Source organism: Rhodococcus sp. IEGM 1307, from assembly GCF_030056915.1.
GTDB classification, from domain to species: Bacteria; Actinomycetota; Actinomycetes; order Mycobacteriales; family Mycobacteriaceae; genus Rhodococcus_F; species Rhodococcus_F opacus_D.
In genome coordinates this window covers 115,729-127,933 of the sequence record NZ_JASHKW010000010.1, presented here as the reverse complement: position 1 = coordinate 127,933, position 12,205 = coordinate 115,729, and the positions used below count along the sequence as shown (strand labels likewise).

Genomic DNA, 12,205 nt, shown 5'->3' with positions numbered 1-12,205 from the left:
TCACAACCCTGATCGGCCCTCTCGACGGAACCGATTGAGCGACAGTGACATACCGGACAATCCGGGCATCCCATTCGGTGGGTGCCGCGGTCGTCCGATCGCCCACCACAACGAAGACGCGACAACCGAACACTTTGCTTTCCGATTACTTACTTTTCAAAACTATGAAAACCCGAGAGGTGAAATCCCTTGGTCTCCCACACGAAGGAACCTTCCGCGCCAGTCGGTGACGACACCCGGACACTCGACGAACTCGGCCCGCACTACAAGTGGATTGCGTTGTCGAACACCACCCTCGGCATGCTGGTGGCGACGATCAACTCGTCGATCGTGCTGATCGCGCTCCCCGACATCTTCAAAGGCATCCACCTCAACCCACTCGAACCCGGCAACACGAGCTACCTGTTGTGGATGATGATGGGCTTCCTCGTCGTCACCGCAGTCCTGGTCGTCAGTTTCGGACGTCTCGGCGACATGTTCGGCCGCGCCCGGATGTACAACATGGGCTTCGCGGTGTTCACGATCGCCTCGATCTTCCTGGCAGTGACGTGGTTCGACGGGTCCGAGGCGGCACTGTGGCTCATCGGATGGCGCGTCGTCCAGGGGGTCGGCGGAGCGTTCCTGATGGCCAACTCGTCGGCGATCCTCACCGACGCCTTCCCCGCCGATCAGCGTGGGTTGGCGCTCGGAATAAACGGGGTCGCCGCGATCGCCGGATCCTTCCTCGGCCTGCTCATCGGCGGCATCCTCGCGCCGATCCACTGGAATCTGATCTTCCTCGTCTCGGTTCCCTTCGGCGTGGTCGGCACGATCTGGGCCTACCTGAAACTCCGCGACACCGGCGTCCGTCGGCACGCCGACATCGACTGGTGGGGCAACATCACGTTCGCGGTCGGATTGATCGCCGTGCTGGTCGGCATCACCTACGGCATCCAGCCGTACGGGTCTTCGTCGATGGGCTGGGGCAGCCCGTTGGTGCTCTGGTGCCTCGTCGGCGGCCTCGCCGTCCTCGCGGTCTTCTGCGTCATCGAGACCAGGGTCGCGAATCCTCTCTTCAATCTGCATCTGTTCCAGATCAAGTCGTTCACCTGGGGCAACATCGCCAATCTGGTGGCATCACTCGGGCGCGGCGGTCTGCAGTTCATTCTGATCATCTGGCTCCAGGGCATCTGGCTGCCGCAGCACGGCTACGACTACAGCCGCACCCCGCTGTGGGCGGGCATCTACATGCTGCCGATGACCATCGGGTTCCTGCTGTCGGCGCCGGTGTCCGGGGTCATCTCCGACCGGTTCGGCACCAAATGGTTCACCAGCACCGGCATGTTCGTCACCGCCGGCACGTTCGGTCTGCTGATCGCGCTGCCGGTCGATTTCGACTACTGGGCCTTCGCGGTGACGCTATTGATCAACGGCATCGGAATGGGGATGTTCTCCGCACCGAACCGGGCCGAGGTGATGAACAGCCTTCCCGCCGACGCACGCGGCGTCGGCGCGGGCATGATGACGACGTTCCAGAACGCGGCGATGGTGCTGTCGATCGGATTCTTCTTCAGCCTGATGATCGCCGGACTCAGCTCCAACCTTCCGGCCGCGATGAGCGACGGACTGATGGCGAACGGGGTGCCCGCGGCGCAGGCCACCCAGATCGCGAATCTCCCCGCAGTCGCCGTGCTGTTCGCGGCGTTCCTCGGCGTCAACCCGATTCAGGAACTGCTCGGGCCGAATCTGTCGTCACTGACCGAGCAGCAGCAGGCACACCTGACCGGCCTGGACTTCTTTCCGCAGCTGATTTCCGGCCCGTTCGCCGACGGTCTGGCCATGGCGTTCGCCTTCGCGATCGTCGCGTGCGTGATCGGCGGAATCGCCTCGCTGCTCACCGGACCGCAGAAGAACGCGACGGCGGACGCGCCGCACGAGTCGGTCGGCGTGGAACTCGCCGGAATCGCCGGTGAAGCCGGCATCGGCCCGAGCGAACTTGTGTCGGTGACCACGGACGATCCGACGAACCGAACGTCGCACTAGCCGGGCATCGGCCGCTGCGCAGAACGGTTGGGTCGTCGCTTCACCTGCGGATGAGATCGTCGCGAATCCGATGCGGACTTCATGCGGTCTGTTGGACATAGGAGGCCGTAGGTGTTGCCGTTAAGAACCGCTATCACCTGACGGCCGGGGAAGCACCAGGGCCCGGCGCCTACTTACTCGAGCCGGCTCCTGAGTAACACGGAGGCCGAGATCCCGATATGTGATATGAATCACATCCCGTCTCGCGACCAAGGAACTCACATGTCCGATCAACCACCGCCGCCCAACCCCGAACACGAGCCTGGACGGCCGACGTCGTATCCTCCCGGCCAATACCCTCCTGGGTACCCACCTCACGGGTATTACCAGCAACCGCCGCAGAAGAAGCGTCGAATTTGGCCCTGGATTCTGATCGGCGTAGTCGTACTATTCTTCGGCGGCTGCATCGCGATTATCGCGGGCATGAGCGGAGGGGACGACGCCACCGTCACCTCCGGCGGCGACGGGGGCAGCCAGCCGGCCGAGAACGGGTTGACCTTTCCCGGTAAGCAGGGCGGCGACACTGCAGCGAACGCAGGAGATTCGGTAACCCTCGACGACGTCACCACCACAACAACACCGCTGTTCGACACAACCGCCTTCTCGACGCCGTTCCTTTGCACCACAATCACAATCAATAATGGCGGTAGCACCCCCGCGAGCTTCAACACCTTCGACTGGAAGCTACAAGATCCGGCGGGAGCGATTCGCAATTCGTCTTTCACCGGGACTGAAAACCAGCTGAACTCCGGCGAGGTAGCACCGGGCGGATCTGCCAGTGGCGACGTCTGTTTCGATAATCCGCAGGGCTCTCCTCCTGGCCAGTACGTCGTGCTCAACGATCCTTCGTTCGTCTTCTCTTCGGATCGAATTGGGTGGATCAACCAGCGGTAGGCGCGAGTCACCGCCGAAATCGTGAACCCGCGAACGGATCAGACGATGACCAAGTTGGCGGACCGCGGGGCGCCCGCTCTGCCGGTCGTCGACCTGCTGACAGCGCCGGACTCGGCGCGGGCGCGTCCGAATCGAGGAAGGCGCGGGCACCGACCCCGTTACGCTGAAATTTATGCCGACGGACCGCAGGCTCAAGTTCATGAACGCCGCCCACCGCGCCCTGCTGCGCGTTACCGGCGGGCGGGTGGGGCGGAGTTTCGGCAAGATGCCGGCGGTGGAGTTGACCACCGTCGGCCGCAAGACCGGGAAGGTGCACAGCGTCATGCTGACCGTCCCGGTGCGGGAAGGCGACACGCTCGTCGTGGTGGCCTCACGCGGCGGGGACGACCGCCACCCCGCGTGGTTCCTGAACCTGCAGGCCAACCCGGTGGTCCAACTGTCGCTCCAGGGAAACCCCGCGCAGTCCATGCGCGCCCACGTGGCAACCGCCGAGGAGCGGGCCCGTCTGTGGCCGAAGGTGACCACCGCCTACAAGGGATACGCCGGCTACCAGAAGAAGACGGACCGCGAGATCCCCCTGGTTCTGCTCGACCCCACGACCTGACGCCGGTCACCGCCGGCAGAACACGGTTCGGTTGCAGTCCGGCGCTGTGAGCCGGTTCCCCCCTTAACCTCGACCTCACCCTTATAGATTTGCGGGTTCCGGGCGGGCGAGGTTGGGAGTGACGTGGACACTGACGATGCTGCGCTGCGCAAGTCCGGCACCCGACACCGTCCGCGGCGCGGCTGGATCGTGGCGACTCTGACGCTTCTCGTCTTCATGGGTGCGCCTGCCCCGTCGGCGACGGCCGAAGCGATCGTGCAACCGGTGGCCGCCGACCCGAGCGTCGTCCGCGCATCCGACGGCATGTTCTACATGTACACGACCGCCGACGACTGGGGCGACGGCCAGGGCATGCACAACATGTCGATCTTCAAGTCCGCCGACCTCATGGACTGGATGTACCTCGGCGACGTCTTCCCCGACCGGCCCGCGTGGCATCCGGACGGCAAACTCGCGTGGGCGCCCAACGTGCTCGAGTCCGACGGTCAGTTCAGCCTGTACTACTCCCTCTACGACGAGTCGAATCCCTGTATCGGTCTCGCCACCGCCGATCGGCCCACCGGACCGTGGACCGATCTCGGCCGCCCCGTGTTCTGCGCCCACGACGTCGGCGTCGGCGGCACCATCGATCCGTTCGTGTGGGACGACGGCACGACGAAGACGATGTTCGTCGGCAACTTCCAGGGCGTCCACGCCATCCCGCTCAGCCCGGACGGCATCGCGGCGGCCGGCGAACCCGTACGGGTTGCGGACGAGCGCTTCGAAGGCCCGTTCGTCGAATTCCACGACGGCTACTACTACCTGTTCCTCTCGGCCGGCAACTGCTGCAACGGCGCCGACACCGCCTACCGCGTCCTCGTCGGCCGGTCGGAGTCGTTGACGGGGCCGTACCTCGACCGGAAGGGCCAGGACCTGAACGAGGGTGGCGGCGCCCTCATCCTCGCCGGCAGCGAACCGTGGGCAGGGCCGGGCCACAACACGGTGGTCTCCGACGACGCGGGCTCGGATTGGATCGTGTACCACGCCATTCCGCGCGACAACCGGGATCTGCCGAGCGGAGCCCGCCGGCGCGAAGGGATGATCGACCGGATCGTGTGGGCGAACGGCTGGCCCGAGGTGGGCGACGGTTCGCCCGCGTCGACCGGGCCGGCGAACCCCGACACGGACCTGCCGGTGCGGGTCACGCTGCGCGCGGATTCCGACACCACACTGCCCGCGGGCGGCGGGACCGTCGACACGACCATGCTCGTCGAGGCACCCGAGGACCGTCCCTATGCAGGGCAGGTGTGGGTCAGCGCGGTCTCCCCGGACGGCCAGACCAGCGATCCGTTCTTCGGGCCGATCGACGTCGACCTACAGCCCGGCGAGGTGCTCGAGGAGGCCATCGCCTACACGGTGCCGGGAGATGCGGTCGCGGGGACCTACTACGCCTACGCGTTCGCGGGCACCTTCCCCGACGAGACCGTCGAGTTCGGCACCGTCCACGCCGTGAAGTCCGGCGACGAGGCCAGGATCAGCCCGGTCCGCTCGGTGTCGCTGCACCTCGGCACGGTCGCGCGCTGACGAGGCAGGCCAGTAAGGAACAACCGATTCGGTGTCCAATTCTTACTTCGACAACTGATTCCGCAATGTTTCTCGCCTATTGCTATTGAAATAGTGGACAGCGTAGGTCAGGATGGGTGCCACGGTGACGTGCCTCACACGTCACCTTTCGGTCATTCCACCAACAAAGGTGCTCCATGCTGCAGACAGTGTTCGAGAAGAATCAACCGAACGCGAAGGTCGTCGACCATGCGCTCCGGCGCACCCGGTTGGCACCGTTCTGGATCGAGGACGTCGCCGACACCCCCACCTACCCGGCCGCCTCGGCCGACGCCGCGTACGACCTGGTGGTCGTCGGCGGCGGATACACCGGGCTCTGGAGTGCTCTGCTCGCGAAACAGCGCCACCCCGACCTGTCCGTCGCGCTCGTGGAGGGCGAGACCATCGGATGGGCGGCATCCGGCCGTAACGGCGGGTTCGTCGAAGCCAGCCTGACCCACGGCAGCGAGAACGGACGTCGACGCTGGCCAGGGGAGATCGGCGCTCTGGAGGCGCTCGGGCTCGAGAACCTCGACGCCATCGAGAAGACCGTCCACACCCTGGGGTTGGACTGCGATTTCGAACGGAACGGCGCGATCTCGGTCGCGATCGCCGATTACCAGGCGAAGGACGTGTTCGACACGCCGCCGAGCGCTACCACCACGGTGCTGGACGGTCCTGCGATGCGGGCGCAGGTGAACTCGCCGACGTATCTGGCCGGCGTGTGGGACAAGCAGTCCACGGCGCTCGTGCATCCGGCCAAGCTCGCCACCGAACTCGGCCGGGCCTGTGCGGAGCACGGTGTCGAGATGTTCGAGCACACCATGGTCCTCGATCTCGTCCGCTCCCGATCGTCGTCCCGGGTCGGCGTTCGGACGGCGTCCGCGACCCTGTCGGCCGGCCGAGTGATCCTGGCAACCAATGCCTTTCCGTCCCTACTGAAGCGGTACCGGCTGCACACGGTGCCGGTGTACGACTACGTGCTCATGACCGAACCGCTGTCCGCCGCACAACTCGCGGAGGTGGGATGGTCTGCCCGGCAGGGCGTCGCCGACATGTCCAACCAGTTCCACTACTACCGGCTCACCCGCGACAACCGAATCCTCTGGGGCGGATACGACGCGATCTACCATTTCGGGCGGGGAATGCACCACGACCTCGAAGACCGCCCCGAGTCCCACACGAGGCTCGCGAGCCACTTCTTCACGACGTTCCCGCAGCTCGAGGGCCTGGAGTTCACCCACAAGTGGGGCGGCGTCATCGACACGTCGACGCGCTTCTGCTCGTTCTTCGGTTCCGCGGCGAAGGGGCGGATCGCGTACGCGGCAGGCTTCACCGGTCTCGGTGTCGGCGCCTCCCGCTTCGCGGCGAACGTCATGCTCGACAAGGTGTCCGGTGAGACGACGGCATTGACGGAGTTGGACTTGGTGAAGTCCATGCCCCTCCCCTTCCCGCCCGAACCGTTGGCGGCGGCCGGCATCAACGCCACCCGGTGGTCCCTCGATCGCGCCGATCACACGGAAGGCCGGCGGAACCTGTTCCTCAAGGCTCTCGACGCGGTGGGATTGGGATTCGACTCGTGATCGACCCCGCGACCGGGGTCGTCGCCTGGGAATCCGGACCGCACATCGAGGCTCGAACCGCCGATCTCGACTACCACCGCCTCCCGGACGAGCAGGTGATCGGCGACAGCGTGCCGATGGTCGGCGAACGAGTGCTCGGCGACTTCGCCGGTGTCACCGTCGGCGTGTGGGAGATCGAGCCCAGCGTCTCGTCCGACGTCGAGATCGACGAGGTGTTCGTGGTACTCAGCGGCGACGCGACAGTGCAGTTCGACGACGACACCCCCGATCTCGAGCTCGGTCCCGGAAGTGTCGTCCACGTGCGGTCCGGGCAGAAAACCCGGTGGATCGTGCGTGACACGCTGCGGAAGATCTTCATCGCCGCGCCGGAAGCGTAACCGCGAAAACCACTACACCCCTTCATCACACCCGCACGGGCACCTCTGCCCGCAGCCGCACACCTCGAGGGAGACTTGATGAGCATTGCCGAACCGCCACCCTTGAAGACCCAGCCCTCGAAGACCCACGATCCGCTCGGCACCGCGAAGGGCCTCAACAGCGGCGCACTGGGTTTGATCGGCAACACGGTGATCGGGCTGTCCTCGGTCGCTCCCGCTTACAGCCTCGCCGCGACACTGGGATACGTCGTCCTGGCCGTCGGCGACAAGGCACCGTCGATGTTCCTCGTCGCGTTCATCCCGATGTTGCTCACGGCGTTCGCCTACCGCGAGCTCAATCGGGACACCCCGGACTGCGGCACCTCGTTCACCTGGGGCACCAAGGCGTTCGGCCCGTGGATCGGCTGGATGGCTGGGTGGGGACTCGCCGTGTCCGCGATCATCGTCCTCGCCAACACCGCGGAGATCGCGGCGATCTACCTGTTCGAGGTTCTCGGGTTGCACGCGGCAGCCGAGTCGCTCGCCGCGAAGGTGCTGCTGGGCTGCTTCTTCATCGCGGCCATGACCTACGTCAGCTTTCGCGGCATCCTCATCAGCGAACGCCTGCAGAACGTCCTGATCGCGGTGCAGTTCACCGTCCTCATCGGGGTCAGCGTCCTCGCACTGTCGAAGGTGTTCGGCGGCACCGCCGGCCCGCAGGCAGTCACCCCGCGACTGGACTGGATCATTCCGACCGGTGTCTCGATGTCCAGTGCCGCACAGGCCATCATCCTGTGCATCTTCATCTACTGGGGGTGGGACGCCTGCCTGGCGGTCGGTGAGGAAACGAAGGATTCCGAGCGGACTCCCGGTCGCGCCGCAGTCTTGACCACGGTCATTCTCGTCGCCACGTACGTCCTGGTCGGATACGCGGTCCAGTCGTTCGCCGGGTTCGGGGACACCGGGATCGGACTGAACAATCCCGAGAACGTCGACGACGTGCTGACCACGCTGGGCGGACCGGTCGCCGGGCCGGTGGCCGCCTCGTTGCTGCTGCTGACGGTCTCGATCTCCGCGCTCTCCTCGACCCAGACCACCATCCTGCCGACGGCCCGCGGAACGTTGTCGATGGCGGTCTACGAGGCACTGCCGCGCCGGTTCTCCACCGTGCACCCCCGGTACATGACCCCCGGCTTCGGAACCCTGGTCATGGGAGCTGCGGCACTCCTGTTCTACCTGGTCCTGTCGTTCGCCAGCGCCAACGCCCTGCAGGATTCGGTGGCGTCGCTCGGACTCGCGGTCGCCTTCTACTACGGCATCACCGCCTACGCGTGCGTCTGGTACTTCCGTCGGACACTCCTCGACTCGGCACGTAATCTGTTCATGCGCGGCATCTTTCCGCTTCTCGGTGCACTCTGCATGACGTGGGCCTTCGTCCAGAGCGCAGTCGACATGCTGCGTCCCGACTACGGATTCACCGCGTTCGGCCCGTTCGGGGGCGTGTTCGTTCTCGGCGTCGGAATGCTGGTGGTCGGAATCCCCCTGATGTTGCTGTGTTTCGCGACGGGCTCCCGGAACTTCTTCCGCGGACGCACCCTCACCGCCGACACCGAAGTGAAGGTGCCCGAATCGTGAGTACCCACGTCACCAGGAAGAGGCGATAGTTCCGAAATGTCCGAGCCGATTGTCTTCGACACGACGAGCAAGGGAGGATTCGACCATGTCTGAGCAGCCTGCCTCTCTCGATCCCGTGTCCAAGCAGATCATCGAGCAACTTCAGGAGGATGGACGACGGTCGTACTCGGCCATCGGCAAGGTCGTCGGATTGTCGGAAGCGGCTGTACGCCAACGCGTGCAGAAGCTGATCGACACCGGCGTCACGCAGATCGTCGCGGTCACCGACCCGGTGCAAGTGGGATTCTCACGTCAGGCCATGGTCGGGATCCGCTGCTCGGGGGACGTCACCGAGATCGCCGCCCGCCTCGCGGACGTCGACGCCATCGACTACGTCGTGTTGACGGCAGGCGCCTACGACATCCTGGCCGAGATCGTGTGCGAGAACGACGACCACCTCCTGACCGTGCTCAACAAAGAAATTCGCACTATTCCCGGTGTGCTCGGCACCGAGACGATGGTGTACCTGAAACTTGTCAAACAGCAATATGATTGGGGAACCCGATGACCACGGTTACCAACTCTTCGCCCACCACGGCGCACCTCGAGGCGGCCGCCCGCCGCCATCTGTGGGGGCATTTCTCCCGGCACGGCGAGAGCATCACCCCGCCGATCATCACCCGCGGTGAGGGCGCCCGGATCTGGGACACCGCCGGCAAGAGCTACCTCGACGGGCTGTCCGGGTTGTTCGTCGTCCAGGCCGGGCACGGCCGCACCGAGCTCGCCGAGGCCGCCGCCAAACAGGCCGAACAACTCGCGTTCTTCCCGCTCTGGTCCTACGCCACCGAACCGGCGATCGAACTCGCCGAACGCCTCGCCGGCTACGCCCCCGGCGATCTGAACCGGGTCTTCTTCACCACCGGCGGCGGCGAGGCCGTCGAAAGCGCCTGGAAACTGGCCAAACAGTACTTCAAGAAGGTCGGCAAACCCGGCAAACACAAGGTCATCTCCCGCTCCATCGCCTACCACGGCACCCCGCAGGGCGCCCTCGCCATCACCGGCATCCCCGCCCTGAAGGCCCCGTTCGAACCGCTCACCCCCGGCGCGTTCCGGGTCCCGAACACCAACATCTACCGGGCCCCCGAACCCCTCGGCTCGGACCCGAAGGCATTCGGGATCTGGGCCGCCGACCGGATCGCCGAGGCCATCGAATTCGAGGGCCCGGACACCGTCGCCGCCGTCTTCCTCGAACCGGTGCAGAACGCCGGCGGCTGCTTCCCGCCCCCGCCCGGCTACTTCGAGCGGGTCCGGCAGATCTGCGACGACTACGACGTGCTGCTGGTCTCGGACGAGGTGATCTGCGCGTTCGGCCGGATCGGGTCGATGTTCGCCTGCGACGACTTCGGATACGTGCCCGACATCATCACCTGCGCCAAGGGGATGACCTCCGGGTACTCACCGATCGGGGCGATGATCGCCTCGGACCGGCTGTTCGAACCCTTCGCCGACGGCACGTCGATGTTCGCGCACGGCTACACCTTCGGCGGGCACCCCGTCTCGGCGGCGGTCGCGTTGGCGAACCTGGACATCTTCGAACGCGAGGGCCTCAACGCCCACGTCGCCGAGCAGGCACCGGCGTTCCGGGCCACCCTCGACAAGCTCACCGACCTACCGATGGTCGGGGACGTGCGCGGGGAAGGCTTCTTCTACGGCATCGAACTGGTCAAGGACAAGACCACCAAGGAGTCGTTCACCGACGACGAGGCCGAACGGATCCTGCACGGGTTCCTCTCCACCGCCCTGTTCGACGCCGGCCTGTACTGCCGGGCCGACGACCGCGGCGACCCGGTCATCCAACTCGCCCCACCCCTGATCTGCGGACAGGCCGAATTCGACGAAATCGAACACATCCTCCGCAGCGTCCTCACCGAAGCCTGGACCCTGCTGTGAACCACCAGGACCTTCCCGGGATGTACGTCGGCGGCCGCTACCGAGAGGGCCGGGCGGCCGAGCGGTACGAGGTGCTCGACCCGGCCACGGGCGAGGTGATCTCCTCCCGCACCGAAGCGTCGGTGGACGACGTCGACGACGCGGTCGCCACCGCGAAGACCGCCTACGCGGACTGGTCGACGACGAGGCCGGGCGAGCGTTCCGCCGTCCTGACTCGATGGGCCGCCGAGCTCACGGAGATGTCCGACGAGATCGCACGCACCGAAACCCGGCAGACGGGCAAACCGATCAAACTGTCGACCGAGTTCGACGTTCCCGGGTCGATCGACAACGTGTCGTTCTTCGCCGGCGCGGCCCGCAACCTGGAGGGCAAGGCGTCGGGCGAGTACTCCCCCGACCACACGTCCACCATCCGCCGTGAACCCGTCGGGGTGATCGGTTCGATCGCGCCGTGGAACTATCCGCTGCAGATGGCGGCGTGGAAGGTCCTGCCCGCGGTCGCCGCAGGCAACACCATCGTGCTCAAACCGGCGGAGATCACTCCCCTCACGTCGCTGCTGTTCGCGGAGGCCGCGTCCCGAGCCGGAATGCCGGACGGCGTCGTCAACGTGATCACCGGCCGCGGCGTGACGACCGGGTCGTCGCTGGTGTCGCACCGGGACGTGAGCATGGTGAGTTTCACCGGCTCGACACCCGTGGGACGGCAGATCGCGGGCGCCGCGGCGGGTAAACGACTCCACCTGGAACTGGGTGGGAAGGCCCCCTTCGTGGTGTTCGACGACGCGGATCTCGAGGCCGCGATCAACGGAGCCGTCGCCGGTGCCCTCATCAACTCGGGCCAGGACTGCACCGCGGCCACCCGCGCCTACGTGCAGCGGCCGCTGTACGACGACTTCGTCGCCGGAGTGGCATCGCTCATGGACACCGTCCGGCTCGGTGATCCGTCCGATCCCGGTACCGACATGGGTCCGTTGGTGTCGCGGCGACAACAGCAGCACGTCGCCGGGTTCATCGAACGCGCCCGCGACACCGGGGCGAAGATCGTCCGCGGCGGATCCGTCCCCGGGGGTGACCTCGCATCCGGCTTCTACTACGAGCCGACGCTCGTCGTGGGTGCCGACCAGTCCAGTGAGATCGTGCAGCGGGAGATCTTCGGCCCGGTTCTCGTCGTCCTGCCGTTCGAAAACGATCCGGACGGAATCGCACTCGCCAACGACACCGACTTCGGGCTGGCGGCGTCCGCGTGGACACGGGACCTGTACCGGGCCCAGACCGCCTCCCGCGACATCGCCGCGGGCTGTGTCTGGATCAACGACCACATCCCGATCATCAGCGAGATGCCCCACGGCGGGTACAAGGCGTCCGGTTACGGCAAGGACATGTCGACGTATTCGCTCGACGAGTACACCAACGTCAAGCACGTCATGTCCGACATCACCGGAACCGCCAGGAAGGACTGGCACCGGACGGTGTTCGGCGACCGACGATGAGCCCGGTCGCCGGGACGGCAGCACGGGTGCCGTCCCGGCGACAGCGGCGGTTCTGCCAAGTCGCGCCCCGCG

10 protein-coding genes are annotated in these 12,205 nt (G+C 65.9%); all 10 read left to right on the top strand.

The window, feature by feature from the left end; all coding sequences use genetic code 11:
* The first annotated feature begins 189 nt into the window (after window positions 1-189).
* The 10 genes from QM841_RS21090 (at window position 190) to QM841_RS21045 (ending at window position 12,133) form a co-directional block, all read left to right on the top strand.
* Window positions 190-2,022: an MFS transporter gene (locus tag QM841_RS21090; RefSeq protein ID WP_283333443.1), complete on the top strand. Its 1,833-nt coding sequence runs from the start codon at window positions 190-192 to the stop codon at window positions 2,020-2,022.
* Window positions 2,023-2,484: 462 nt separating this feature from the next.
* The gene (locus tag QM841_RS21085) at window positions 2,485-2,955 is read left to right on the top strand and encodes a DUF4352 domain-containing protein (protein ID WP_283333442.1); all 471 of its coding nucleotides are present in this window, start codon (window positions 2,485-2,487) and stop codon (window positions 2,953-2,955) included.
* A gap of 172 nt (window positions 2,956-3,127) precedes the next feature.
* The gene (locus QM841_RS21080) at window positions 3,128-3,559 is read left to right on the top strand and encodes a nitroreductase/quinone reductase family protein (protein ID WP_283333441.1); all 432 of its coding nucleotides are present in this window, start codon (window positions 3,128-3,130) and stop codon (window positions 3,557-3,559) included.
* Between the two features lie 123 nt (window positions 3,560-3,682).
* Window positions 3,683-5,122, top strand: coding sequence for a family 43 glycosylhydrolase (locus QM841_RS21075; RefSeq protein ID WP_283333440.1), 1,440 nt, complete (start codon window positions 3,683-3,685; stop codon window positions 5,120-5,122).
* A gap of 176 nt (window positions 5,123-5,298) precedes the next feature.
* Complete coding sequence (locus QM841_RS21070) at window positions 5,299-6,723, top strand: NAD(P)/FAD-dependent oxidoreductase (RefSeq protein ID WP_283333439.1); 1,425 nt, start codon at window positions 5,299-5,301, stop codon at window positions 6,721-6,723.
* The gene (locus QM841_RS21065) at window positions 6,720-7,100 is read left to right on the top strand and encodes a cupin domain-containing protein (protein ID WP_283333438.1); all 381 of its coding nucleotides are present in this window, start codon (window positions 6,720-6,722) and stop codon (window positions 7,098-7,100) included. Before QM841_RS21070 ends, QM841_RS21065 begins: the two co-directional genes overlap by 4 nt.
* Before the next feature lie 78 nt (window positions 7,101-7,178).
* Window positions 7,179-8,714, top strand: a complete 1,536-nt coding sequence (locus tag QM841_RS21060; protein ID WP_283333437.1) for an APC family permease — start codon at window positions 7,179-7,181, stop codon at window positions 8,712-8,714.
* A gap of 85 nt (window positions 8,715-8,799) precedes the next feature.
* Window positions 8,800-9,261 carry an Lrp/AsnC family transcriptional regulator gene (locus QM841_RS21055; RefSeq protein ID WP_009478710.1) on the top strand — a complete coding sequence of 154 codons (462 nt, stop codon included), beginning with the start codon at window positions 8,800-8,802 and terminating at the stop codon, window positions 9,259-9,261.
* The gene (locus QM841_RS21050) at window positions 9,258-10,643 is read left to right on the top strand and encodes an aspartate aminotransferase family protein (RefSeq protein ID WP_283333436.1); all 1,386 of its coding nucleotides are present in this window, start codon (window positions 9,258-9,260) and stop codon (window positions 10,641-10,643) included. Before QM841_RS21055 ends, QM841_RS21050 begins: the two co-directional genes overlap by 4 nt.
* Window positions 10,640-12,133, top strand: a complete 1,494-nt coding sequence (locus tag QM841_RS21045) for a gamma-aminobutyraldehyde dehydrogenase (RefSeq protein WP_283333435.1) — start codon at window positions 10,640-10,642, stop codon at window positions 12,131-12,133. The genes QM841_RS21050 and QM841_RS21045 overlap by 4 nt, the downstream gene beginning before the upstream one ends.
* The last annotated feature ends 72 nt before the right edge of the window (window positions 12,134-12,205 follow it).